Origin of the sequence: Streptomyces sp. NPDC056835, from assembly GCF_042789485.1 — a bacterium.
GTDB lineage: Bacteria > Actinomycetota > Actinomycetes > Streptomycetales > Streptomycetaceae > Streptomyces.
Map to the genome: position 1 here is coordinate 167,606 of NZ_JBHUBB010000004.1, position 24,943 is coordinate 192,548.

Consider the following 24,943-nt stretch of genomic DNA (forward strand, 5'->3'; position numbering starts at 1 on the left):
CCGTGCCTCAGAACCGACCTTCCGCACCTCGGCGCGCACCACGCTGGGTGGTGTCCAGGCCGCCGCGGCCCGCGGCGGACATACGGCTGTTCTGCTTCCCGTACGCCGGTGGCGGCTCCAGCATCTTCCGTTCCTGGGCAGGGCACTTGGACGGGAGGGTGGAGGTGTGTCCGGTGCTGCTTCCCGGCCGTGAGGAGCGGTTCGGCGAGCCGCCGCACACCCGGGTGACGGATCTGGTGCCACAGCTGGCCGACCGGCTGGCCGGCTGGTTCGACAAACCGTTCGCGTTCTTCGGCCACAGCATGGGCGGCGAGATCGCGTTCGCGCTCGCCGACCATCTGTGCGCGCGGGGGCCGGTACGCCCCGCGCATGTCTTCGTCTCAGGATGCGTACCGCTCCCGGGCCCCGTACAGCGGCACACACTGCCCGACCCCGAACTGCTCGTGGCGATACGGGAGATGAACGGGGCTCCGGCGGACTTCCTGAACAACCCCGAGCTGATCGAGCTGATGCTGCCCACACTGCGGGCGGACTTCACCCTGGCGGAGACCGCGCTGCCGGACCCCGCCGCGGTGCTTCCGGTGCCGCTGACCGCGTTCGCGGGCACGGACGATCCGGAGGCGGGTCCGCGGCAGGTCAAGGCGTGGTCGCGGCATGCCGGCGGGGCGTTCGAGCTGTACGAGCTGGCGGGCGATCACTTCTTCCTGCATGACGCGGGCCCGCTGCTGGAGATCGTCGGACGAGTGCTCAGCTCGGGCTCGGGTCCACGCGGACCCGGCTCCGGTCCTCACAGCTACGGCCGGAGCGCTCCAGACAGTCGCTGATCACCTCGGGACCGGCTCCGGCGACCATGTCGACGACGCCCCCGTCCCGCAGGAACACCACGGCGTCGGCGCGCGCGGCCACCGCCGGCGCCGAGGTCGACATCACCGCCGCGACGCCATGCCCCTTCACGGCCCGGCGCAGCGCCACGGCGGACTCCTCCGACGCCTCGTCGGCGAGTAGCAGACGTGACCCGAGCGCGACCGCCGCCGCGACGGAGCCCGCTCCGCCGGGCCCGGGCACCCAGGACACCAGCGGCCCGCCCCGGCCCCCGCTTCCCGGGCCGTGGCGCACCACACCGGAGGACGGCTGAATCTCGCCCGAAAGACACTTCAGCAGCGTGGTCTTACCGGAGCTTTCCTCGCCCATTACCGCGAGAAACACCCCTTCTCTCACGACCAGACTGACATTCCGCAGGGCATAAACGACCCCGGGTCTCGTTCCGTAAACCATCGTGACATTTTCGAGGGCGACAACTTCGGACACGCGTTCGATTGATTCGCTCGAATCCACGTGCATCATCGAGAATCTCCCCTTTATCGCGCTGTCACGGCGGAATGAACCCACACCCCGCACCTTGCCCGCCAGCGCATCACATACGGCAAAGATACCGACACCGAGCAGGGCCGGAACAGGGGGTCCGCAAGCGAATTGAGGGTACAGCTACCTCACCCAAGGACGTAGTGCGTGCACCCGTGACAACGTAAAGGAGTCGAATTACCGGCACTATCGGCCACGCACCATTCCCCGCTCAACCTTTCGGCCCGTATAACGCGTCCAATAAAAGCCCCGGACCGCGAACCGTCCACCGTGCGACAGGGGCGGCCGACCGCGCACGCCCGGCTCGGCCGACCGTACGGCGACGCGGCAGGGACACGCCCCGTCACACCCCGTCACGACCCGTCACGGGGCGCACCGGGTGACGGGACGCCGCGCGGGACCGATCGCGGTGATCATTACGATCCGGTCTCGGGGTACCCCCAAGGTCTTGCCTTCTGTTCGTGTAATCGATTCCAATCCTCCGTGTAATCGATTCCACGAGGAGTTGGACCGACGATGGCGGGCATCAAGGATGTCGCGGCCGAGGCGGGCGTGTCCGTCGCCACGGTGTCGCGGGTACTCAACGACCATCCGTCGGTCAGCCCCGCGTCCCGCGCCCGGGTGCTCGCCGCCGTCACCGCGCTGGGCTACCGGCCCAACGCCGTGGCCCGGTCCCTGCGCACCGACCAGACCCGCACGCTCGGCCTGGTCATCAGCGATGTGCTCAATCCGTACTTCACCTCGCTGGCCCGCGCCGTCGAGGAGGAGGCGCGGACGCTCGGCTACAGCGTGATCATCGGAAACGCCGACGAGCGGCCCGAGTTGCAGGACCATCACGTCCGTACGCTGCTCGACCGCCGGATCGACGGGCTGCTGGTGTCGCCCACCGACCGCGGTTCACCGCTGATACTCGACGCGGTGCGCGCGTCGACCCCGCTCGTCTTCGTGGACCGGTGGATCCCGGGCGTCGAGGTGCCCGTCGTACGGTCGGACGGCCGCGCCGCCGTCCGCGATCTGGTCGCCCATCTGCTGCGGATCGGCCATCGCCGGCTCGCGATCATCGCGGGCCCCGCGACCACCACGACCGGCAGCGAACGCGTCGATGCCTTCCGTACCGCGCTGGCCGAGCACGGGGTCGCGCTGCCCGACGCGTATATCGGCCAGGGCGACTTCCAGGCGGAGAGCGGACACCGGGCCGCCGAGCGCTTCCTCGATCTGCCCGAGCCTCCCGACGTCGTGTTCGCGGCGGACAATCTGATGGCCCTCGGCGCGCTGGACGCGATCCGCGCCCGGGGTCTGAGCGTCCCGGACGACATCGCGCTCGCGGCCTTCGACGACATCCCGTGGTTCGTGCACACGGATCCGCCGATCACGGCCATCGCGCAGCCGACGGACGAGCTGGGCCGGGCCGCCGTACGGGCGCTGGCCGAGCGCATCGCCGGCCGGGTCCCGCCGTCCGTCACCCTCCCCGCCCGGCTGGTCGTACGCCGCTCCTGCGGTGCGGGCTTCCCGCCGGCCCCCCGGCAACCGGACCCCTCGGAATACGGACCGTCGGAACACGCACCGTCGGAACGCTCACCCTCGGAACGCGCACCGTCCGCACACACCCCGTCGACTCCGAACCCGTCAGTACGAACGCGAAGGAGCAACCCGTGAGTCACCCGGACGAGTTGCTGCGTGTCGAAGGGATACGCAAGACCTTTCCCGGCGTGGTCGCGCTCGACAGCGTCGACTTCGATCTGCGCCGCGGCGAAGTGCATGTCCTGCTCGGCGAGAACGGCGCCGGCAAGAGCACCCTGATCAAGATGCTCTCCGGTGCCTACCGTCCGGACGCCGGACGCGTGCTCGTCGACGGGCAGGAGGTACGTATCCACGGCGCGCAGGACGCCGAACGGCTGGGAATCGCCACCATCTACCAGGAGTTCAATCTGGTCCCCGATCTGACGGTGGCCGAGAACATCTTCCTGGGCCGCCAGCCGCGCCGCTTCGGTCTGATCGACCGCAAGAAGATGGAGTCCGACGCGGCCGGGCTGCTGGAGCGCGTGGGAGTCACCACCCCGCCGGGCACCAAGGTGCGTGAACTGGGCATCGCCCGGCTCCAGATGGTCGAGATCGCCAAGGCGCTCAGCCTGGACGCCCGGGTGCTGGTCATGGACGAGCCGACGGCCGTACTGACCTCCGAGGAGGTCGACAAGCTCTTCCGGATCGTGCGCGCACTGCGCGAGGACGGCGTGGGCATCGTCTTCATCACCCACCACCTGGAGGAGATCGCGGCGCTCGGCGACCGGGTCACTGTCCTGCGCGACGGCCGCAGCATCGGGCAGGTGCCCGCGTCGACTCCCGAGGACGAACTCGTACGCCTCATGGTGGGCCGCGATATCGACCAGCAGTATCCGCGCCGGGCCGCGGAGACCGGCACCGCCCTGCTGTCCGTCACCGGACTGACCAGGGAGGGCGTCTTCCGCGATGTGGGGTTCGAGGTGCGCGCCGGTGAGGTCGTCGGTATCGCCGGGCTGGTGGGCGCGGGCCGTACGGAAGTCGTACGAGCGGTCTTCGGCGCGGACCACTACGACACGGGCTCGGTACGGGTGGCGGGCGCCGCCCTGCCGCGCCATGACGTCAGCGCGGCGATGGCCGCCGGCATCGGTCTGGTGCCGGAGGACCGCAAGGGCCAGGGCCTGCTGCTCGACGCGTCCGTGGAGGAGAACCTCGGTCTGGTCACACTGCGTTCGGCGACCCGCGCCGGGCTGGTGGACCGCGCGTCACAGCACACCGCCGCCGCCCGGATCGCCGGACAGCTCGGCGTCCGGATGGCGGGGCTCGACCAGCGGGTACGCACCCTGTCCGGCGGCAATCAGCAGAAGGTCGTCATCGGCAAATGGCTGCTGGCCGAGGTCAAGGTGTTGATCCTCGACGAGCCGACGCGCGGTATCGACGTCGGCGCGAAGGTCGAGATCTACGAACTCATCAATGAACTCACCGCCGCCGGTCACGCCGTGCTGATGGTCTCCAGCGATCTGCCCGAGGTACTGGGCATGAGCGACCGGGTGCTGGTGATGGCCGGAGGCCGGATCGCCGGTGAACTCACGGCGGACGAAGCGACACAGGACGCGGTGATGGCGCTGGCCGTCGGCACCGCGCGACCGTCCGGACCGGCGATCGGCGAGGACGACGAGGAAGAAGGGGTGGAGGGCTCCCGTGGCCACTGACACGCTCAAGAACAAGACAGACGGCGGTGGCGGTGGCGGAAGCGCCCAGGCGGTCCGCCGGCTCCTGCTCGACAACGGCGCGCTGAGCGCCCTGGTCGTTCTGGTGGTGGCGATGTCGCTGCTGTCGGGCGACTTCCTGACCACTCAGAACCTGCTCAACGTCGGTGTGCAGGCGGCCGTGACCGCGATCCTCGCGTTCGGTGTCACGTTCGTCATCGTCACCGCGGGCATCGACCTCTCGGTCGGCTCGGTGGCGGCGCTCTCGGCGACCGTCCTGGCCTGGTCGGCGACGTCGGAGGGGGTGCCGGTGTGGCTGGCCGTCGTGCTGGCCGTGGGCACCGGCATCGCCTGCGGGCTCGTCAACGGCGCGCTCGTCTCGTACGGCAAACTGCCGCCGTTCATCGCCACGCTGGCGATGCTCTCGGTGGGCCGCGGACTGTCCCTGGTGATCTCGCAGGGCAGCCCGATCGCCTTCCCCGGCTCCGTATCGCGGATCGGGGACACGCTCGGCGGATGGCTGCCGGTGCCGGTCCTCGTGATGGTGGCGATGGGGCTGATCACCGCCCTGATCCTGGGCCGTACGTATCTGGGCCGCTCGATGTACGCGATCGGCGGCAACGAGGAGGCGGCGCGGCTGTCCGGGCTGCGCGTCAAGCGGCAGAAGGTCGCCGTCTACGCGCTGTCGGGGCTGTTCGCCGCGGTCGCCGGTATCGTCCTGGCCTCCCGGCTCTCCTCGGCGCAGCCGCAGGCCGCGCAGGGGTACGAACTCGACGCCATCGCCGCGGTCGTCATCGGCGGCGCCAGCCTGTCGGGCGGTGTCGGCAAGGCGTCCGGCACGCTCATCGGCGCGCTGATCCTGGCGGTGCTGCGCAACGGCCTCAATCTGCTGTCGGTGTCGGCGTTCTGGCAGCAGGTCGTCATCGGTGTCGTCATCGCGCTCGCGGTGCTGCTCGACACGGTGCGCTCCCGCGCCGGGGCGTCGGCCGCGCCGTCCGATGCGTCCGGTACGGGGGGCGGGGGCGGTTCGGGCCGTAAGGGCGCGAGAGCGGTGAAGTACACGGTCGCGGCGGTGCTGGTGGCCGCCGTCATCGGCGGTGTCTCCTTCTGGAACAACGGCTCCTCCGGCGGCGGGACCAAGCTGGGGCTGTCCCTCTCCACCCTCAACAACCCCTTCTTCGTCCAGCTGAAGGCGGGCGCGGAGGCCGAGGCGAAGGCCAAGGGCGTCGATCTCACCGTCACCGACGCGCAGAACGACGCGTCCCAACAGGCCAACCAGATACAGAACTTCACCAGCGGGGCCATGTCGTCGGTGATCGTCAACCCGGTCGACTCGGACGCGGCGGGACCCTCCGTACGCGCCGCCAACAAGGCCGGCATCCCGGTGATCGCCGCCGACCGCGGGGTCAACAAGGCGGACATCGCCACGCTGGTCGCCTCCGACAATGTCGCGGGCGGCCGACAGGCGGCCAAGACGCTGGCCGAGAAGCTGGGCGACACGGGACAGATCGTGATCCTCCAGGGCACGGCGGGCACCTCGGCCAGCCGCGAGCGCGGCCAGGGCTTCGCCGAGGGCATCAAGGCGTACCCCGGCATCACGGTCGTCGCACGGCAGCCCGCGGACTTCGACCGCACCAAGGGGCTCGATGTGATGACCAATATGCTCCAGGCGCACAGCGGGGTGAAGGGGGTCTTCGCCGAGAACGACGAGATGGCGCTCGGGGCGATCAAGGCACTCGGCTCCAAGGCGGGTACGTCGATCCCGGTCGTCGGCTTCGACGGCACCCCCGACGGGCTGAAGGCGGTCAAGGCGGGCACGCTCTACGCCTCGGTGGCCCAGCAGCCGGCGGAACTGGGCCGGCTCGCCGTGCTCAACGCCATCAAGGCCGCTCAGGGCGATGGGATCGCCTCGACGGTGAAGGTGCCGGTCAAGGTGGTCACGGCGAAGAATGTCGCGGACTTCTCCTGACCACTCGACGACCACTCGACTACCGATCGACGGGTTCTCGGCGAGCTCTCGGCGGCCTCCAGGGAAAGAGACGGAAAGACTGTGATGTACGACTACGACCTGCTGGTCGTCGGGTCGGCCAACGCCGATCTGGTGATCGGTGTCGAGCGGCGCCCCGGCCCCGGTGAGACGGTGCTCGGCTCGGATCTGTCCGTCCATCCGGGCGGCAAGGGCGCGAACCAGGCGGTCGCCGCCGCCCGCCTCGGAGCCCGTACGGCGCTGCTGGCCCGGGTCGGCGACGACGCGCACGGGCGGCTGCTGCTCGACTCGCAGCGCTCGGCGGGCGTCGACACGGCGGGGGTGCTGTCCGGCGGCGCGCCCACCGGGGTCGCTCTGATCACGGTCGATCCGTCCGGGGACAACAGCATCGTGGTGTCGCCGGGCGCCAACGCCCGGCTGTCCCCGGCGGACATCCGGGACGCGTCGGGGCTGCTGCGGGCGTCGCGCGTGGTCTCGGCGCAGCTGGAGATCCCGCTGGAGACGGTCGGGGAGGTGGTGGCGGGTATGGCGCCGGGCAGTCGGTTCGTACTGAACCCCTCTCCCCCGGTGCCCCTGCCCGCCGGGATCCTGGCGGCCTGCGACCCGCTGATCGTGAACGAGCACGAGGCGCGGGTGGTGCTCGGCGCGTCGGTGGGTGACGACCCGGAGGAGTGGGCGAGGGCGCTGCTCGCGCTGGGGCCGCGCTCGGTGGTGATCACGCTGGGCGCGCGGGGCGCGCTGGTGGCGGACGACCGTACGACGGCGCTCGTGCCGTCCGTACGCGTGCGCGCCGTGGACACGACGGGGGCGGGCGACGCGTTCACCGCCGCACTGGCCTGGCGGCTCGGCGCCGGTGAGAGCCTGACCGGGGCCGCCTCCTACGCGGTGCGGGTGGGTGCGGCGGCGGTGACCAAGGAGGGAGCGCAGGTGTCGTTCCCGACGGCGGCGGAGGTGGCGTCGCTCGCCGGAGCGGCCCCGGAACAGCCGGAGCTATCGGAGCGATCGGAGCAGTCGCAGCACTTGGAGCAGTTGAAGCAGCGGGAACAATCCGTGAGTATTCCGGAACGCATGGTAGCCACTCCGGGGCAGGGAGTGTCCGAGTGAAGAAGTCCGGGATCCTGAATCGTCATCTCGCGGGCGCCCTGGCCGAGCTGGGCCACGGGGACGGTGTCCTGGTCTGCGACGTGGGCATGCCCCTGCCCGCGGGCCCACGGGTGGTGGATCTGGCGTTCCGGGCCGGGGTGCCGCGGTTCGCGGAGGTGCTGGACGGTCTGCTGACGGAGCTGGTCGTGGAGGGCGCGACGGCGGCCCACGAGGTCCGGGAGGCGAATCCGGAGGCGGCGCGGCTGCTGGCGTCGCTGCCCGGTCTCGGTTTCGTCCCGCACGCGGAGCTGAAGAAGCTGTCGGCGGGCGCGCGTCTGGTCGTACGTACCGGGGAGGCGCGGCCGTACGCGAATGTGCTGTTGCGCTGCGGGGTGTTCTTCTGAGCCACACCGTGTGGCTTCGGTGGCAGGGCCCCGTCTCGACAGGGGACGGTCACGAGATATCTTGATGTCGAGCAATGTTGCAGACGTGGAGCGGAGCACCCGGTGACTGACTCGACCATCATCTACACACACACCGACGAGGCCCCGGCCTTGGCGACGTATTCCTTCTTGCCTGTGGTCGAGGCGTATGCCTCGACGGCCGGGGTCTCCGTGGAGAGCCGTGACATCTCTCTGGCGGGACGGATCATCGCTGGTTTCCCCGAGCGTCTTGAGGAGGGCCAGCGGATCGATGACGCGCTCGCCGAGCTGGGTGAGCTGGCCAAGACGCCCGGTGCGAACATCATCAAGCTGCCGAACATCTCGGCCTCGATCCCGCAGCTGAAGGCCGCGATCGCCGAGCTTCAGCAGCAGGGCTACGCGCTGCCGGACTACCCGGACGACCCGAAGACCGACGAGGACCGCGACGTCCGCGCGCGCTACGACAAGGTCAAGGGCAGCGCCGTCAACCCGGTCCTGCGCGAGGGCAACTCCGACCGCCGCGCCCCCGCGTCGGTCAAGAACTACGCCAAGGCGCACCCGCACCGTATGGGCGCGTGGACGGCCGACTCGAAGACGAACGTCGCGCACATGGACGCCGACGACTTCCGCTCCAGCGAGAAGTCCGTGGTCATCGCCGAGCCGGGCTCGCTCCGTATCGAGCTGGCGGGTGACGACGGCAGCACCACGGTCCTGCGTGAGTCGGTGCCCGTGCTCGCGGGGGAGGTCGTGGACGCGTCGGTGATGCGGGTGGCGGCGCTGCGTGAGTTCCTCAAGGCCCAGATCGGCCGGGCCAAGGCCGAGGACGTGCTGTTCTCCGTGCATCTGAAGGCCACGATGATGAAGGTCTCCGACCCGATTATCTTCGGCCATGTCGTACGGGCGTTCTTCCCGAAGACGTTCGCCGAGTACGGCGAGGCGTTCGCCGCGGCCGGTCTGACCCCGAACGACGGCCTCGGCGGCATCCTGGGCGGCCTTGACTCCCTGGCCGACGGCGCGGCGATCAAGGCGTCCTTCGAGGCCGAGCTCGCCGACGGCCCCGCGCTGGCGATGGTCGACTCCGACCGCGGCATCACGAATCTGCACGTACCGAGCGATGTCATCGTGGACGCCTCCATGCCGGCCATGATCCGCACCTCCGGTCACATGTGGGGGCCCGACGGCCAGGAGGCCGACACCCTCGCGGTCATCCCCGACAGCAGCTACGCCGGGATCTACCAGGTCGTCATCGACGACTGCCGCGCGCACGGCGCGTACGACCCGTCCACGATGGGCTCGGTGTCGAACGTCGGTCTGATGGCGCAGAAGGCCGAGGAGTACGGCAGCCACGACAAGACCTTCGAGATCCCCACCACCGGCACGGTGCGTGTCCTCGACGGCTCCGGCGATGTCGTACTGGAGCACGTGGTGAGCGCGGGCGACATCTGGCGTATGTGCCAGGCCAAGGACCTGCCGATCCGGGACTGGGTCAAGCTCGCCGTCACCCGCGCCCGCGCGACCGGCGACCCGGCGGTGTTCTGGCTCGACGAGGGCCGCGCGCACGACGCGAACCTCATCGCGAAGGTCAGGACCTACCTCGCCGAGCACGACACCGAGGGCCTGCGCATCGAGATCATGTCGCCGGTCGAGGCGACCGCGTTCTCCCTGGAGCGCATCCGCCGGGGCGAGGACACGATCTCGGTCACCGGCAACGTGCTGCGTGACTACCTCACCGACCTGTTCCCCATCCTCGAACTCGGCACGAGCGCGAAGATGCTCTCCGTCGTCCCGCTGATGAACGGCGGCGGGCTGTTCGAGACCGGTGCCGGCGGCTCCGCGCCCAAGCACGTCCAGCAGCTCGTCAAGGAGAACTACCTGCGCTGGGACAGCCTGGGCGAGTTCCTGGCGCTCGCGGTCAGCTTCGAGCACCTGGCACAGACGACGGACAACGCGCGCGCCCAGGTGCTCGCGGACACCCTCGACCGCGCCACGGCCACCTTCCTGAACGAGGACAAGTCGCCCAGCCGTCGGCTCGGTGGCATCGACAACCGCGGCAGCCACTTCTACCTGGCCCTCTACTGGGCGCAGGAGCTGGCGAAGCAGACCGACGACGGCCGGCTCGCGGAGGCGTTCGCGCCTCTCGCCAAGACGCTGGCCGAGCAGGAGGGCACCATCGTCGACGAGCTGATCGCGGTACAGGGCGAGCCGGCGGACATCGGCGGCTACTACCAGCCCGACCCGGCCAAGGCCGCGGGCGTCATGCGCCCGTCGGCCACGTTCACCCGGGCCCTCGCACTCCTCAGCTGACGCGACGGCGCCCACTGGCACGGGGACGCTCCCACGGGTACGGGGACGCTCCCACGGGTACGGGATGTTCCCACGGGTACGGGATGTTCCCACGGGTACGGGGATGCTCCGCCCCGCGTGACTGAGGTCCCGTAGGCGCCGCGGCCCGGCACCCGAACACCCCTTGCCCGCCCACGAGTTCCGCCCCGTCCGACGTATCAGTCGGACGGGGCGGTGCTGTTTTCGCCGCGGCTCGCCCGCGCTCACCGGTGTGCGGCTCCGGCCGTGACGGTGAAGGCGGCGGTGCGGACGGTTCCGTTGTGCTTGAAGTCGAGGAAGAGACGGTAGGTGCCGGCGCTGGGTGCGGTGGCGGTGAAGGACACGTCGGGGCCGGGTTCGGTCTCGCCGTCGCCGGGCGCGCCGTTGGGGTGGACATGCAGGTACGCCAGGTCGCCGGAGCGCAGGGCGACCAGGTGGCCGTAGGCACCGAGGTACGGCTGGAGGTCGGTGACCGGCCGGCCCGCCTTGGTGACCTTCAGATTCAGTTCGCCGGCCGTCCCCGGGCGCAGCGGGCCGGTGAGTATGACGGTGTACCCGTCGACCGTGGCGGTGGAGGAGGGTGCGGGGACCGGAGCGGGCCGGTAGTCGCGCGCGACGGCGAGGTCCGCGCCGAGCGTGAGGTTCTTCGCCCCCTTGGCGGCGGGTGTGAAGTCCGCGAAGAGGCGGTAGCCGCCGGCGGCGGGAAGGTTCGCCGGTGTGCTCCAGGTGCCGTCCGCCGCCCGGGTGGGGTGCAGATGCCGGTAGGTGGCCAGGTCCTGGGAGGCGAGGATCAGATGCAGTTCCTTGTCGTGCTCGCGCTGGAAGGCGGTGACCTGACGGCCCGAGCTGTCGCGGATGACGAAGCGCAGTTCGGTGGTGCGGGCCGCCGGGACACGGGGCGTCCTGAGGTCGAGGGTGTAGCCGCCCTCCGAGACCCGCAACCCGCCCGCCGGCGTGTCATGACCTCCCTGCGGCGCCTCCTGCGGTGCCTCCCCTTCCCCGTGTTCCACGTGCGCCGCGGGCTCCGGGTCCGCCGAAACCGGCGTGACCACGCTCCCGACTCCGTACGCCGCACCGAAGGAGGCGGCGAGCGCGGCGGTGTACGTGGTGATCCTCATCGCGGTGTTCATGGTGCTCTCCTCTGATCGTCCGGCTGATCGCCGCGGATCCGGCGGGCTGACTACATGCACCATATACCCCCAGGGGGTATTGGCAAGCTCCGCGATCGCCGCTTGCCATGAATACGAGGCAGGGGTATACATAAGCGGGTCATCCGATACCCCCCTAGGGTATTGAAACGATCTGCCCTCCGGGAGGAACCATGTCCGACTGCTGTACGCCTGACGGCAGTTGCTCGACCAGCACGACTCAGGGCGGGACGACCATCGCCACCGACAGCCGCACGGCTGTCTATGAGGTCGCCGGAATGACCTGCGGCCACTGCAAGTCCACGCTCACGAAGGCCATCGGCGACTTGGACGGCGTCCTGAGCGTCGACGTGGACGTCCCCGCCGGCCGCGTCAGCGTCACCACCGGCGGCGAGCCCGACGACGCCGAGATCGCGAAGGTGGTCGACGAAGCCGGTTACGAGGTCACCGGCCGGGCCACCTGACCTTCCACGCAGGGGTTCTACACCAAGGGTCTATACCCTACCGGGGTATAGACCCCGCCGGGCTGGGCGCTACGGGCGAGTTCAGTGGTAGGCGCGGACGACGGCGTGGCCCTTGCCACGGCCGATCAGCCACTTGTTCACCGGCATGGTGTGCATTTGGTGCGCCTGGTGCGCGGAGTGTTGCTCCACGGCCCGTCTCCCCAGTGGCAGCTCGGGTCTGCCGGTGTCCCGACAGACCCAAGGTACGCCTAGGGGGTATCCGCTTCAAAGGGGATACGGGAGAGCCGCAGTACGCTCCCTTCGCCGTCGGCCGAGAGGAAGAGGGAACCGTCCGGGCCGAGGGCCAGCCCGGCGAACTGGTTGGGCGGGCCCGGCACTCCGGACACCGGGTGGTGGGCGGGGCGGGTGGGGCGCGTAGTGCCGGGGGGCAGGCCGACCGCGAGGTTCTCGGCGTCGATCCGGCTCTCCCCCGTGACAAGCGATATCGCCCGCAGCCGCCGGTGCGCGGTCTCCACCGTGAACAGTTCGTCGTCGCGGACGACCAGGCCCTGCGGCGCGCCGAGTCCTTCCGCGACGGTGACCGCTTCGCCGTCGTCGAGCCGGAGCACCGCCCCGAGCAGGTCGTCGCTGACGTAACAGCGCTGCTCTCCGTCGAAGGCCACGTCCACGGGGTGTACGAGTCCCGAGGCGAGCACGGTGACGGTGTCGGTCTCGTCGATCCGCAGGATCCGGCCACCGCCCGTTTCGGCGACCACGAGTGAGCCGTCCTGCGCGACCGCGACGCCGGTGGGCTCGCTCAGCCCGCTCGCCCGTACCCTCGTGGTCTTCCGTACGGGGTCGTAGGTACGGACGTCACCGAGCTGCGAGGTGAGGTGCAGGACCCCGCCGTCCGCCGTGAGGCCGTGGACGAAGTGCAGCAGACCGTGGGTGAGGATGCCGCCGGACTCGTTCGCGTTCGCGTTCCCGTTTCCGTTTCCGTTCGCGTTCCCGTTTCTGTTCGCGCTTCCTTTCGCGCTTTCGTTCGCGTTCCCGTTGGCGTCCTCGCTGGGGCCTTCCAGACTCGTCAGGCGGTAGTGGTCGGCCGCGTACACCGTGCCGCCGAGATCGACCGTCACACCGAAGGGACCGTCGAGGCCGCGCGGCACGATCTCCCGGATCCGGCCGTCGGTGTGCATCTCCGTGACACCACCGCTCGCGTAGCTGGAGACGAACATCCGGTTCTCGTCGTCGAACGCCGCGTTGTCCAGACCCGTGACACCGGAGACGACGACCGACCGCGCGCCGGTACGGAGATCGATACGGGTCACGATCCCCGCCACACCCCGTGACAGCACCACCAGCACACCACCGCGGTCGAACCGCACCGCGACCGGGTCGTCCACATCCTTCGCGACCAGCTCGGGTACACCGCCGTCCGGGGGGATCCGCCAGACCTCGTTGGCGATCATGTGCGGGTAGTAGAGCAGCCCGTCCGGGCCGAGCTGCATCGCGTTGCCCCAGGCCAGCCCGTCCGTGAGCACCACCGGATCGCCACCGTCGGGGAACATCTCCATCAGACGGCCGTTGCTGCGCATCTCGTTGACGAAGAGGCGATTTCCCACGCAGGTAATGCCGTTGGGCACCTTCACCGCGTCGGAGACAAGGGTGAACTCGCCCGCGGGATCCCGGCGCCACACCCTGCCGGGTGTCAGATCGGTGATGTACATGGAACCGTCCGCGCCGAAGGCGAGATCGTCCGGCGCCTGGACCGGGCTGTCGAGTGGCACCACCACATCGACGTCTCCCGAGACGGGATCCACGGCGCTGATCTGTCCGGCGATGAACTGCGCCACGTACAACCGCCCGTCGGGCCCGAAGGTGACGCCGTTCGAACCCCACAGCCGGTTCGGCGGGTTCAGCCTTGTCGTGTTCCACCGTTCGCTCGTGGTGTGCCAGTGGCCGGTGTCGTCGAATCGGCTGGGCCGCCTCATCGCTCCCCCTCTCCTTCTCCGTTGACGGTGTTGTCACGGGACCGGCCGGTCACTGAATGATCGCCTCGCTCATGTCACCGTCCGTGCGCCAGCGTTTGATCAGTTCGTAGAACTCGATCGGCCCGCCGCCGAACGACTCGCTCCGCTTACTGGGCTTTCCCTCGTTGTTGTAGTAGCCCGGGGTGCAGTCGGCGAAGAACGCGTGCGTGCTCTGCGCCCTGTCCCGGATCGTGGCGACCCAGGCCGCCTGCGCCTCGGCGGTCGGCTCGATGTACCGCGCCTGGCGTTTGGCCGCCTCGGCGACGATCTCGGCGATGTGGGTCGCCTGCTCGTCGAGGACATGGACGAAGTTCACGGACACCGCGTTCTGGAGAGCGCCGAGGTGGAAGAAGTTGGGGAAGCCGTGGCTGTAGAAACCGTGGAGCGTCTTCGGACCGTGCTTCCACGACTCGGCCAATGTGACACCGTCCCGGCCGTGTACGTTGAGTCCGGCCCGCTCGGCCGGCGGACCGCCGATGTCGAAACCGGTCGCGAAGATGACGCAGTCGACCTCGTACTCGACACCGCCGACCACAAGAGCCTTCTCGGTGATGCGTTCCACGCCGCGGCCGGCCGTGTCGACCAGCGTGACATTGGGCCGGTTGAACGTGGGGAGGTAAGTGTCGCTGAACGTGGGGCGCTTGCACATGTAGCGGTACCAGGGCTTGAGCGCCTCCGCCGTCGCCCGGTCCTCGATTTCGGCGGCCACCCTGGCGCGTATCTCGTTCATCTTCTTGAAGTCGGCCAACTCGGCCATGAGGCCGCGCTGTTCGGGTGGCAGGGTGTCGGACAGGGAGGTGTCGCCGCTCGCGCTCGGCAGGAGGCTCTGGAGCAGCCGGGCGCTGGTGGTCCAGCCGTCGGACACCAGGTCCTCGTCCGCGCCGCCACCGGCCACCTGCGCGAGGAAGTTGTCCTGGCGGCGCCGCTGCCAGCCGGGGGTCAGCGTCCCGGCCCACGCGGCGTCCGTGGGGCGGTTGTCACGTACGTCGACCGAGGACGGCGTGCGCTGGAACACGTAGAGGTGCTTGGCGTCGCGCCCCAGGTGCGGCACACACTGGATGGCGGTCGCGCCGGTGCCGATGACGGCGACCCGTTTGTCGGCGAGCTTGTGCAGATCGCCGTCCGCGTCACCGCCGGTGTACGCGTAGTCCCAGCGGCTCGTGTGGAACGTGTGTCCCTGGAAGGTCTCGATGCCTGGAATGCCGGGGAGCTTCGGCCGGCTGAAGGGACCGCTGGAGACCACCACGTAGCGCGCCCTCATGCGGTCGCCGCGGTCGGTACGGATGGTCCACTCGAACTCGGCCTCGTCCCAGCGGAGTTCGGTCACCTCGGTCTGGAAGCAGACATCGCGGTACAGCTCGAACTGCCGCCCGATCGCCCGCGCGTGCTGTCTGATCTCCTCGCCCGGCGCGTACTTCCACTTCGGTACGTAGCCGACCTCTTCGAGCAGCGGCATGTAGATATACGACTCGATGTCGCAGTGGATCCCCGGATACCGGTTCCAGTACCAGGTTCCGCCGAAGTCCCCGGCCTTCTCGATGACCCGGATGTCCCGCACGCCCGCCTGGCGCAGCCGGGCGCCGGCGACCAGGCCGCCGAACCCGCCACCGATGATCGCGACCTCGACCCGGTCGTCAAGGGGCTCCCGCTGGGGCGCGGGCTCCGCGTACGGATCGTCCACGTAGTAGCCGAACTCCCCTGTGGTGCTGTGGTACTGCTTGCTGCCGTCGGGGCGGATCCGGCGGTCGCGCTCGGCACGGTAACGGTCGCGCAGGGCGTCCGGGTCGAATCCAAGTGCCTCCGGGTCCAGTTGGGGGGCGGCGGATGACGTATGGGGGGTGGTCATTCGTGTCCTCTCAGGGCTTCTCGAACAACGGCCGTGCTTGGTGTGGGCGGCTGTTCCGTTGTGCGGCCGTAGCTGCTGTGCGGCTGTATTGGGCGGACGGGATCTGCTTGGACAGCGGCGGCCGGTCGTAAGGGGCCGGCGGCTCGTCGCCGACGAGGGTGATCGTGCCGTCGTAACCCTCCCGGCGCAGCGCCTCGGCGGCGGCGAGACCGGCCGTCGAGGCTCCGACGACCAGGACGGTCCTCACGTCTCCAGCAGCCGGATCGCCGCCGCCGGACAGAGGCCCGCTGCCTCGCGCACCCCCTCGTGGGTGTCGGCGTCGGGGGCGCTCTCCAGCAGGATCACCACACCGTCGTCGTCCCTCTGGTCGAACACCTCGGGGGCGCTCATGACACACAGGCCCGCCGAAACACACTTCGGTTCGTCTACTTCCACACGCATGGTTGATTCCTCGTTCGTCACTTCGTCGCGTCGTCGCGTCGTCGCGTCGCGTCGTCGGCGCATTGGCTCGTCGTCGGCGCGTCCGCTCGTATCGGTGGGTGCCGCGTGGCTCACCAGGTGACGGGCAGTGAGCGCACGCCGTAGGTGGTCCCGCTCTCCTCGAACTCGATCCGGTCGAACGCGGTGGCCAGGCGCAGCGTGGGAATACGCCGGTAGAGCGTGCTGTAGACGACCTGGAGTTCCACCCGCGCGAGCGACTGTCCCAGACACTGGTGGGGGCCGAAGCCGAACGCGTTGTGCAGGCGGGCATTGCGGGTGAGGTCCAGCCGCTCGGCCTCGGGGAAGGCCGCGGAGTCCCAGTTGGCGGCGGAGATCTCCACCACGACCCCTTCCCCCGCGCGGATGACCTGGCCACCGATCTCGATGTCCTCGCGGGCGACCCTGCGCAGGCCGGAGTGGACGATGGAGAGATAGCGCAGCAGTTCCTCGACCGCGCCCGCGACAACCTTCGGGTCCTCGGTGTCCCGCAACACGGCCAGTTGCCCGGGGTTCTCCAGCAGGGCGAGAGTGCCGAGGCTGATCATGGTCGCCGTCGTCTCGTGTCCCGCGATGAGCATCGCGACGCCCATGTGGACCGCTTCGCTCCGCGTCATCTCACCGGCGGTGACCCGGGCGGCCATCTCGGACATCGCGTCCTCGCCGGGGGCGGCCAGCTTCTCGGTGAGCAGCGCGTCCAGATAGCCGGAAAGCGCGCCGCTCGCCGCGCGGGCCTCTTCCGGGGGCGCGTCCCGGTCGAGGGCGATGTTGCTGTTGTGCTGGAAGAACTCGTGGTCCTCGTACCGGACTCCGAGCAGTTCGCTGATCACCAGCGAGGGCACGGGCAGCGCCAGTGCCGTGAGCAGGTCGGCGGGCTTCGGTCCGGCCAGGATGTCATCGATCAGATCGTCGACGATCTTCTGAATGGCGGGGCGCAGGGCCTCGGCCCGCTTGAGGAGGAGGGGCCCGTTGACCATCCGGCGCAGCCGGGTGTGCTCGGGGGCGTCCGTGTTGGTGATGAGCTTCGGGGTGACCTTCGCGATGTCCGCGCGGTACGCGCTCACATGCGGGAAGGCGCCGAACTTCTCGTCGTTGCTGAGGCGGGGATCGGTGAGGATGGCCCGCTGGTGGGCATGTCCGGTGATGAGCCAGGGCGTGCTGCCGTCCCAGATCCTGACCTTCGTGATCGGCGTCTCGTCGCGAAGCCGCTCAAGACCGGGGGGCGGAGCGAACGGGCAGCCGGCCGCCCTGGGCATCGGGAACTCCGGCATCGGCCGCGTCGCGTCGTCCGCGGTATCGGTCAGTGTGTCGGCCATGTCACTCCTCGGTGGGGGCTCCGCCGGGGCGGAGAACGGGGAAGGGTGGCGGGACGTCTCGATGACCACATGCAACCGGAGTGCACTGACTCCTTCCGGTCAATTACCTGACAGCGAGCTGACGTGAGGACGATCACACACTCAGGTCCCTCGCGGGACCGGGCCGGTCAGTCAGCGACTGGGCCCGGTCAGCGACGGGCCCGGTCGGCGGCCGGTCGGTCAGCGGCCCGTCGGTCAGCGGCCGAGCAGGTAGCCGAAACCCCTGCGGGTATGGATCAGTTGTGGCTCCCCCTGGTCAACCTTGTGCCGGAGGCGGGAGACAAGCTTCTCGATGGCGTTGTCGGCACGGCCGTCGCCCCAGACGTGACGGCAGATCTGTTCTTTCGAGAGCACCTGATCGGCGTTGACCAGCAGATGACGCAGCAGCCGGTACTCCGCGGGCGTGAGATCGAGCGCCCGCGGCCCGCGCCACGCCTGGCAGGTGGCGTCGTTCAGGACGAGGTCGCCGTAGCACGGCCCCCGCCGTTCAGGATCGCGACCGCGCCCGTGGCCGCGCAGTAACACCCGTGCCCTGGCGAGGACTTCCGTGATCCGAAAGGGCATGGTGACGTAGTCCTCCCGGCCCGGCCCCAGTTCGGGAAGGAGGCTGTCCAGGTATTCGCACACGGTCAGAAAGAGCACCGGCGGTCGGTCGGCCATGGGGTGCGCACGGGCGAGACGGATCAGATCGGGCAGCGTCACGTCCAGGACCACCAGATCGAATCGGTGCCCTTCGATCCGTGCCAGTCCCTCGGCGCCGGTGCGCGCCATGGTGACGCGATAACCAGCCAGTTCCAGAGTGGTGGTGAGCAGGTCGGAGGTTTCTTGATCACCGACAATGACCAGGACGTGCTGCCCGTCGCCACGAACCGCCGACGGTTTCTCTCCGACGCCCCCGCGCGTCTCGTTCACGCGCCGCGTGTCGTCCACACCGCGCGTCTCGCTGACCCCGTGCATCTTGTTCACCCCGCACACCCCGTACACCCCGTACATGGAAGGACCACCTCGCGTAAGGCTCACGCTTCACGTCCGAACGGCAACGCCGGGGCCCCGGGCGTCCAGGGCCGTGGCCTCAGGCGGGGCGCTCGGCGGGGATACCGGCATCGGTCTCGGCGTAGCCGAGGAAGTCGTCGACCATCCGATGGAACAGGGCGGCGAGCTGCTGAAGGTCCTGCGGCGACCAGTCCGCCAGGGCCGCCCGCATCCCGTGGCGGCTCGCCTCGCGGATGCGGTCGATCGCCCGCTGTCCGTCCGGGGTGAGCTGGATACGCTGCGCACGACCGTCTTCCGGGTCCGGGACGCGGGTCACGTACCCCGACTTCTCCAACTGCTGCACCTGCCGGGTGACATGGGACGCCTCCACGGCCAGCCGGTTCGCCAGCTCGCTGGGCCGCAGGGGTTCGGTATCGGCGATCTGCCGCAGCAGCGCCACGGCGGCGCGGTCCAGCGATATTCCGGCCTGGGCCATGAGGCGGTCGTGCGGCCGGACCCTGCTCGACAGATAGGCGACGCGGCTCAACGCCCGCTCGATCTCGATCACATCGGCCGAGGCCGGGGCAACTGCTGGCGGTGACTGAGGCATCCCTACACTTTACCATCTACTTGCCTGACTCAAGCAATCTGCTGTCCGTCAACGCCGGACCGCACGACACAGCCGCATACGGCGTAAGGAGTGCCAAGTACCCATGAACAGCACCGGATTTGAGGGACGCAGTGTCGTTGTCACCGGAGCGGGATCAGGGATCGGCAGGGCCGCGGCGCTGCGTTTCGCCGCGGAGGGCGCGAACGTACTGGTCGCGGATCTCAACCGGGAGACCGCCCACCGGACCGTCGAGGCGGGACAGCGGGCGGCGTCGCCCGCGCGGTCGTCGGCGATCTCAGCGAGCAGCGGGTGGTGGACGAGATAGTCGCCACGGCCACGGGTGCGTACGGCGGCCTGGATGTCCTGGTGAACAACGCGGGCATCATGGACCGGATGTCGGCCCTCGCGGACACCGAGGACGCCGAATGGGAGCGCGTCATCAGGGTCAATCTGACGGCGCCCTTCATGCTGACCCGCGCCGCGCTGCCGCACATGCTGGACCGGGGCCGCGGGGCGATCGTCTTCACGGGGTCCGAGGCCGGCCTGCGCGGCAGCGCGGCCGGCGCCGCGTACACCGCCGCCAAGCACGGTATCGCCGGCCTGACGAAGTCCCTCGCCGTGATGTACCGGAACAACGGGATCCGCGCCAACGCCATCGCCCCGGGCGCGACGGCGACCAACATCCGGGTCGACGCCGAGGCGACGGCCCACGGCCCGAGCGTGATCGGTCCCTATGTCGCTCTCTCCGGCAGGGTGGCCGAGGCCGCGGAGCAGGCCGCCGCCATCCTCTTCCTCGCGTCGGACGCCGCCGGCAACATCAACGGGACCGTCCTGCCCGTCGACAACGGCTGGTCAGCTGTCTGAAGCCGGAAGAGCCAGAGAGAGTGGGACAGAGCCGGAGGCCGGCCCCTGTGCACCGCGGTCCTCGCCTCGGTCGGCCTCGGCGCCATCCAGACCCCCCGCCGGGGCCGACAACGATCGCGCCCCCGCCTCAACTATCAGCCAGTTTTTCCTTGTTGAGGACAAAGTATGGACGGTGTGGGGCGCCGTCCCTACCCTGGGCGTCGTTCTCGCGCGGAAGTCCGCGTGAAGCGCGGCGTAACCACTCCGCCGCCGCACCGCCGGTACGTGTACGAACTCCACTCCGCGGACGCGGGGCCGCCCCGGCCCCCGGCCGCTCGCAGCCCCCAGCAGGAGGACGAGTGCAGCCACACAAGTACCAGAGCCCCCGCACCGGTCGACGCAGACCACGGACCCTCACCGGGTTTCTCCTCGCCGCCCTCATCACCGGAGGACTTGTGGCGCCCGCGGTCGGCGCGGAGGCCAGAGCTCCCGCGGAACTCCCGCCCCAGGAACCCGGCGTCACCCTCCGTGTCTTCGACATCCAGTCCCCGCTCAGTAAACTCTGCGACCTGAAACCGGCCCAGACCCCCAACGTCGACAAGCTGATTCCCACGGTCGACTGGTCCTCCACCGAGGGCTTCGGCTTCACGGACAACTTCATGTCGCAGATCATCGGGAATATCGACATCCCCGCCGACGGCACCTACGCCTTCCGTCTGATCAGCGATGACGGCTCCCGCCTTCTCATCGGCGACCAGCGGGTCATCGATCACGACGGACTGCACGGCGCCGAACCCAAGGACGGTGAGATCACCCTCACCGCGGGCTATCACGCGCTCCGCGTCGACCACTTCGACCGCGGCGGCGAGCAGCAGGTGACCCTCCAGTGGAAGCCGCCGGGCGCCACCGACTTCAGCCTCGTCCCGAACTCCGTGCTCAGCACCGACGCCGGCGTGGTCCGTGTCACCGCCCCCGGCCGCAAGGAGTGCGAGGGCAGCTACGACACCCCAGGCGACGGCCTCCCGCTGACGTCCGTCCATCCCGGCTACACCCTCACCGACCTGCGTCCCGAGGGCTTCGAGCCGCAGGTTTCCGCCATGGACTGGCTCCCGGACGGCCGGCTCGCCGTGACCACCTGGGGCGGCAGCGACAACACCGTGGGAGAGGCGTACATCCTCGACCATGTCACGGGTGACACCGGACCGGAGAAGGTCACGTACAAGAAGATCGCCGACGGGCTGAAAGAGCCGATGGGCATCAAGTACGTCGACGGAAAGCTGTATGTGTCGGAGAAACACCAGCTGACCGAGTTGTCCGACACCAATGGTGACGATGTCACCGATACGACCCGCAAGGTCGCGTCCTGGCCGTACGGAGGCAACTTCCATGAATTCGCCTTCGGCCTGCTCTACAAGGACGGGGACTTCTATCTGAATCTCTCGGTCGCCATCAACTACGGCGGTGCGACGACCGATCCGCAGCCGGCCGCGAACCGCGGCACCACCATCAAGGTCAACAAGGAGTCTGGAAAGGTCAGTTACGTGGCCGGCGGTCTTCGCACCCCGAACGGGATCGGGTGGGGCCCGGAGGGCGACCTCTTCGTCACCGACAACCAGGGCGGCTGGCTGCCCGCTTCGAAGCTCGTCCAGGTGAAGCAGGACCGGTTCTTCAACCACTACACCAACCCCGACGGCCCGTTCGACGACCGCGCGGTCACCAAGCCGGTGCTCTGGCTGCCGCAGAACGAGATAGCGAACTCCCCCAGCACCCCGATGCTGGTCAAGGAGGGGACCTTCGCCGGTCAGCTGCTCTTCGGTGATGTCACCTACGGCGGAATCCAGCGCGCCGATCTGGAGAAGGTGGACGGCGAGTACCAGGGCGCGGTGTTCCGCCATACGCAGGGCCTGGAGGCGGGCATCACCCGGATCAGCACGGGACCGGACGGCGCGATCTACGCGGGCGGTCTCGGCGCCGACGGGAACTGGGGCCAGGAAGGCAAACTCCGCTTCGGCCTCCAGAAACTCACCCCGAACGGCACGAACGCCTTCGACACCAAGACCATGCGCGCCACCCGCGACGGCTTCGAACTCACCTACACCAAACCGCTGTCGGAGGAAACCGCCGCCAAGCTGGCGACCGGCTACGCCGTGGAGCAGTGGCGCTACGTCCCCACACCGGCGTACGGCGGCCCCAAGGTGGACGAGGAGCGCCTGTCCGTCGCATCCGCCCGGATCTCCGAGGACCGCCGCACGGTCCGGCTCACCATCCCCGGGCTCAAGACCGACCGGGTGGTGCACATACGCTCACCGCGCCCGTTCGCCTCGGCCGACGGCGAGCAACTGTGGTCCACGGAGGCCTGGTACACCCTGAACGCGCTGCCCGGCCCCGAGGCGCCCGTCACGTCGTACGACGCCGAGTCCGGGCGCCTTTCCGGCGGCGCGGACATCGACACCGAGCACGCCGGCTACACGGGCGGCGGCTTCGTCGACGGCTTCGGCACCCCGGGCGCCACCGCCACGGTCGAGGTCGAGGTCCCCGCGAAGGGCACGTACGACGTGAGCCTGCGCTACGCCAACGGTCCCAATCCCTTCGCCGGCACCAAGACGATCGGCGCGAGCGTCAACGGCGGGCAGGCACGGCAGATCAGTCTGCCCGCCACCGGCGCCTGGAACCGCTGGTCCTCCCGGACCGAGCGGTTCGCCCTGAACAAGGGCCGTAACACCCTCACCTACACCTACCGGCCCGAGGACACCGGCCATGTCAACCTGGACATGATCGAGGTGCGCAGACCCGGCGCCCGCGTCGATCTGTTCTCCGGCGGCAGCATCTCCACCGCCTGGCAGCACACCGACGGCCGTAGCGTCGAATGGCCACGTACCGCCGAGAACTCCGTCGAAGTGTGCTGTGGCGACATCCGTACCAAGCAGTCCTTCGGCGACTTCAGGCTGCACGCCGAGTTCCGGGTGCCGAACCTGCCGCCCGACGTCACCGGGCAGGATCGCGGCAACAGTGGTATCTACCTCCAGGAGCGGTACGAGATCCAGATCCTGGACTCGTTCGGTGTGGAGAAACTGGCCGCGAACGAGGCCGGCGCGATCTACAACAAGGTGGCCGCGAACGTGAACGCCGCCACCGCACCCGAGACATGGCAGACGTACGACATCGTCTTCCGCGCGGCGCGTTTCGACACCGCGGGGAAGAAGACCGAGGACGCCAGGATCACTGTGGTGTGGAACGGCACCAAGGTCCACGACAACGTCGCCGTGGACGGCCCCACCGGCAGCGGCGACGCGGAATCGGCGGCAACGGGCGCGATCCGGCTCCAGGACCACGGCAATAAGGTCCGGTTCAGAAACCTGTGGATCGAGCCGCTGGGCTGACCGCCGGCCTGACCGCGGGACCGACCGTTGGACCGACCGCTTGACCGACCGCCACGCGGCCGTACTCCACGTACCGCTCCCGCGGGACTCCGATGTTTTCCCCGGCCGGAGACGACCGGGGAAAACGTCGGTTCCGGATCGCCGTACCCCAGCCGGTCAGGCCATCGCCCGCGCCAGTCGCCGGTCCACCTGAGCGGGCGACATGGCGTGCTCGGTCGCGAGGATCCCCGCCCCGATGACCGCGGCGTTCTCGCCCGTACGGCTCGGCTCGATCCGCAGCACACGCGTCGCCAGCGGATGCGAGCGCCGGTACACCGCTTCCCTCACCCCGGCGAGGAGTTGGTCGTGTACGGCGGCCAGGGCGCCGCCCAGCACGACCGTGTCCGGATTGAAGAAGTTGACCAGTCCCGCCAGGACCTCGCCGACCGACCGGCCCGCCTCGCGCACCATGCGTACGGCGTCCCGGTTGCCGGAGGCCACCAGCCGCACCACATCGCTGCCCGACGCCGCGTCCAGACCGAGACCGGCCAGTTTCGCCGCGAGCGCCGCCCCGCCCGCCACCGACTCCAGACAGCCGGTGTTGCCGCACCGGCACGACTCCCCCTGGTCCCCGACCCGGATGTGTCCGATGTCGCCGGCGCTGCCCTGAGCGCCGCGGTGGAGCCGGCCGTCGGCCACGATGCCGCAGCCGATGCCCGTACCGACCTTGATGTAGAGGAGATAGCGGGTGTCCGGAAACGCGCGGCGCTGCTCGGCCAGCGCCATCACATTCACATCATTGTCGACCAGCGCCCGCACCCCGAAGCGCGAGGCGAAGAACTCCGGGATCGGATACTGGTGCCAGCCCGGCATGATCGGCGGATCGATGGGGCGACCGGTCGAGAATTCGACAGGTCCCGGCACCCCGACCCCGATCGAACGCAGCGTCCGCGGATCCCGTTCCGTCTCCTTCAGCAGCGCCTGGAGCGCCCGCTCCACCCTGCGCAGTACCGACTCCGGACCGTCGGCGATCGACAGTGGTTCCTTGTGCGTGGCCAGCATCGCTCCACCGATGTCCGTCAGAGCCACCGCGCAGTGCGAGGCGCCGAGGTCCACACCGGCCACCAGGTGTCCGGCGGTGCGCAGTTGGAGCCGGCGCGGCGGACGGCCCCCGGTCGAGTCGCCGGGGGCGGGGGCCGATTCGTCGACCAGTCCGTGCGCGATCAGCGCGTCCACCCGCTGGGAGACCGTGGAGCGGGCCAGTCCGGTGATCCGCGCGATGTCCGCGCGCGTCGCCACCGCTCCGGAACTGATCAGCGCCAGCACCTCGCCGGGCGTGTGGGTGGCGGAACCGCTGTGATCCGACGGCGCAGGCATGACAGTCACCCTAGGCAGGACTTTCGCTGCTCACAAGGCATTCTCTGTTCGCACATCGACACAAGTTCGGGTCAACTCGCCAATAAACAAAGCCTCTTGGG

17 protein-coding genes and 3 pseudogenes are annotated in these 24,943 nt (G+C 69.5%); 10 read left to right on the forward strand and 10 right to left on the reverse strand.

Annotation, left to right across the window (positions count from 1 at the left end; all coding sequences use genetic code 11):
• Positions 1-50 precede the first annotated feature (50 nt).
• The gene (locus tag ACFRMN_RS06430) at positions 51-824 is read left to right on the forward strand and encodes a thioesterase II family protein (protein ID WP_383014542.1); all 774 of its coding nucleotides are present in this window, start codon (positions 51-53) and stop codon (positions 822-824) included.
• Here ACFRMN_RS06430 and ACFRMN_RS06435 read toward each other — a convergent pair.
• On the reverse strand, positions 748-1,344 hold the full coding sequence (locus tag ACFRMN_RS06435) for an ATP-binding cassette domain-containing protein (protein WP_383014158.1): 597 nt from the start codon (positions 1,342-1,344) through the stop codon (positions 748-750). The genes ACFRMN_RS06430 and ACFRMN_RS06435 overlap by 77 nt on opposite strands.
• Positions 1,345-1,878: 534 nt before the next feature.
• On the opposite strand from ACFRMN_RS06435, the gene ACFRMN_RS06440 reads away from it, so the two are divergent.
• The 6 genes and pseudogenes from ACFRMN_RS06440 (at position 1,879) to ACFRMN_RS06465 (ending at position 10,364) form a co-directional block, all read left to right on the forward strand.
• A complete protein-coding gene (locus ACFRMN_RS06440; protein WP_383014161.1) occupies positions 1,879-3,018 on the forward strand; it encodes a LacI family DNA-binding transcriptional regulator in 1,140 nt (379 codons plus the stop codon).
• Entirely contained in the window at positions 3,015-4,571 is a 1,557-nt protein-coding gene (locus tag ACFRMN_RS06445; protein WP_383014164.1) for a sugar ABC transporter ATP-binding protein, read from the forward strand. Before ACFRMN_RS06440 ends, ACFRMN_RS06445 begins: the two co-directional genes overlap by 4 nt.
• The gene (locus tag ACFRMN_RS06450) at positions 4,561-6,537 is read left to right on the forward strand and encodes a substrate-binding domain-containing protein (protein ID WP_383014166.1); all 1,977 of its coding nucleotides are present in this window, start codon (positions 4,561-4,563) and stop codon (positions 6,535-6,537) included. The genes ACFRMN_RS06445 and ACFRMN_RS06450 overlap by 11 nt, the downstream gene beginning before the upstream one ends.
• An 84-nt stretch (positions 6,538-6,621) precedes the next feature.
• Positions 6,622-7,518: pseudogene (locus ACFRMN_RS06455) on the forward strand (ribokinase); the annotation flags it as partial.
• A 137-nt stretch (positions 7,519-7,655) separates the two neighbouring features.
• Entirely contained in the window at positions 7,656-8,042 is a 387-nt protein-coding gene (gene rbsD, locus ACFRMN_RS06460) for a D-ribose pyranase (RefSeq protein ID WP_383014169.1), read from the forward strand.
• Between the two features lie 102 nt (positions 8,043-8,144).
• Positions 8,145-10,364 (forward strand): NADP-dependent isocitrate dehydrogenase, encoded by a 2,220-nt coding sequence (locus tag ACFRMN_RS06465; protein WP_383014172.1) that lies wholly within the window; start codon positions 8,145-8,147, stop codon positions 10,362-10,364.
• A 242-nt stretch (positions 10,365-10,606) separates the two neighbouring features.
• Here the strand turns inward: ACFRMN_RS06465 and ACFRMN_RS06470 are convergent, their stop codons facing one another.
• Positions 10,607-11,512 (reverse strand): hypothetical protein, encoded by a 906-nt coding sequence (locus ACFRMN_RS06470; protein ID WP_383014175.1) that lies wholly within the window; start codon positions 11,510-11,512, stop codon positions 10,607-10,609.
• Between the two features lie 191 nt (positions 11,513-11,703).
• On the opposite strand from ACFRMN_RS06470, the gene ACFRMN_RS06475 reads away from it, so the two are divergent.
• Complete coding sequence (locus ACFRMN_RS06475; protein WP_383014178.1) at positions 11,704-11,994, forward strand: heavy-metal-associated domain-containing protein; 291 nt, start codon at positions 11,704-11,706, stop codon at positions 11,992-11,994.
• A 248-nt stretch (positions 11,995-12,242) separates the two neighbouring features.
• Here ACFRMN_RS06475 and ACFRMN_RS06480 read toward each other — a convergent pair whose 3' ends face one another.
• The 7 genes and pseudogenes from ACFRMN_RS06480 to ACFRMN_RS06510 all read right to left on the reverse strand — a co-directional run bounded on the left by ACFRMN_RS06480 (position 12,243) and on the right by ACFRMN_RS06510 (position 19,263).
• Positions 12,243-13,964 (reverse strand): hypothetical protein, encoded by a 1,722-nt coding sequence (locus tag ACFRMN_RS06480; protein ID WP_383014180.1) that lies wholly within the window; start codon positions 13,962-13,964, stop codon positions 12,243-12,245.
• Positions 13,965-14,013: 49 nt separating this feature from the next.
• A complete protein-coding gene (locus tag ACFRMN_RS06485; protein WP_383014183.1) occupies positions 14,014-15,849 on the reverse strand; it encodes a flavin-containing monooxygenase in 1,836 nt (611 codons plus the stop codon).
• Positions 15,850-15,934: 85 nt separating this feature from the next.
• Positions 15,935-16,096: pseudogene (locus ACFRMN_RS06490) on the reverse strand (FAD-dependent oxidoreductase); the annotation flags it as partial.
• The gene (locus ACFRMN_RS06495) at positions 16,093-16,290 is read right to left on the reverse strand and encodes a ferredoxin (protein ID WP_383014186.1); all 198 of its coding nucleotides are present in this window, start codon (positions 16,288-16,290) and stop codon (positions 16,093-16,095) included. The pseudogene ACFRMN_RS06490 and the gene ACFRMN_RS06495, both read right to left, overlap by 4 nt.
• A 110-nt stretch (positions 16,291-16,400) precedes the next feature.
• Positions 16,401-17,642 (reverse strand): cytochrome P450, encoded by a 1,242-nt coding sequence (locus tag ACFRMN_RS06500; protein WP_383014189.1) that lies wholly within the window; start codon positions 17,640-17,642, stop codon positions 16,401-16,403.
• 234 nt (positions 17,643-17,876) lie between these two features.
• Positions 17,877-18,638, reverse strand: coding sequence for a response regulator transcription factor (locus tag ACFRMN_RS06505; protein WP_383014545.1), 762 nt, complete (start codon positions 18,636-18,638; stop codon positions 17,877-17,879).
• A 115-nt stretch (positions 18,639-18,753) separates the two neighbouring features.
• A complete protein-coding gene (locus ACFRMN_RS06510) occupies positions 18,754-19,263 on the reverse strand; it encodes a MarR family winged helix-turn-helix transcriptional regulator (RefSeq protein ID WP_383014192.1) in 510 nt (169 codons plus the stop codon).
• A gap of 103 nt (positions 19,264-19,366) precedes the next feature.
• Here ACFRMN_RS06510 and ACFRMN_RS06515 point away from each other — a divergent pair.
• Together ACFRMN_RS06515 and ACFRMN_RS06520 are read left to right on the forward strand one after the other, a co-directional pair.
• A pseudogene (locus ACFRMN_RS06515) lies at positions 19,367-20,127 on the forward strand (SDR family NAD(P)-dependent oxidoreductase).
• A gap of 338 nt (positions 20,128-20,465) precedes the next feature.
• On the forward strand, positions 20,466-23,486 hold the full coding sequence (locus ACFRMN_RS06520; RefSeq protein ID WP_383014195.1) for a family 16 glycoside hydrolase: 3,021 nt from the start codon (positions 20,466-20,468) through the stop codon (positions 23,484-23,486).
• Positions 23,487-23,642: 156 nt separating this feature from the next.
• Here the strand turns inward: ACFRMN_RS06520 and ACFRMN_RS06525 are convergent, their stop codons facing one another.
• Positions 23,643-24,842, reverse strand: a complete 1,200-nt coding sequence (locus tag ACFRMN_RS06525) for an ROK family protein (RefSeq protein WP_383014198.1) — start codon at positions 24,840-24,842, stop codon at positions 23,643-23,645.
• Positions 24,843-24,943: the final 101 nt, after the last annotated feature.

Bases quoted from the DNA above. Each gene is read 5' to 3' on its own strand.
- ACFRMN_RS06495 (WP_383014186.1), bottom strand. From the start codon at position 16,290: ATGCGTGTGGAAGTAGACGAACCGAAGTGTGTTTCGGCGGGCCTGTGT.
- ACFRMN_RS06500 (WP_383014189.1), bottom strand. From the start codon at position 17,642: ATGGCCGACACACTGACCGATACCGCGGACGACGCGACGCGGCCGATG.
- ACFRMN_RS06475 (WP_383014178.1), top strand. From the start codon at position 11,704: ATGTCCGACTGCTGTACGCCTGACGGCAGTTGCTCGACCAGCACGACT.
- ACFRMN_RS06485 (WP_383014183.1), bottom strand. From the start codon at position 15,849: ATGACCACCCCCCATACGTCATCCGCCGCCCCCCAACTGGACCCGGAG.
- ACFRMN_RS06510 (WP_383014192.1), bottom strand. From the start codon at position 19,263: ATGCCTCAGTCACCGCCAGCAGTTGCCCCGGCCTCGGCCGATGTGATC.
- ACFRMN_RS06505 (WP_383014545.1), bottom strand. From the start codon at position 18,638: ATGCACGGGGTCAGCGAGACGCGCGGTGTGGACGACACGCGGCGCGTG.
- ACFRMN_RS06525 (WP_383014198.1), bottom strand. From the start codon at position 24,842: ATGCCTGCGCCGTCGGATCACAGCGGTTCCGCCACCCACACGCCCGGC.
- ACFRMN_RS06480 (WP_383014180.1), bottom strand. From the start codon at position 13,964: ATGAGGCGGCCCAGCCGATTCGACGACACCGGCCACTGGCACACCACG.
- ACFRMN_RS06440 (WP_383014161.1), top strand. From the start codon at position 1,879: ATGGCGGGCATCAAGGATGTCGCGGCCGAGGCGGGCGTGTCCGTCGCC.
- ACFRMN_RS06470 (WP_383014175.1), bottom strand. From the start codon at position 11,512: ATGAACACCGCGATGAGGATCACCACGTACACCGCCGCGCTCGCCGCC.
- ACFRMN_RS06435 (WP_383014158.1), bottom strand. From the start codon at position 1,344: ATGATGCACGTGGATTCGAGCGAATCAATCGAACGCGTGTCCGAAGTT.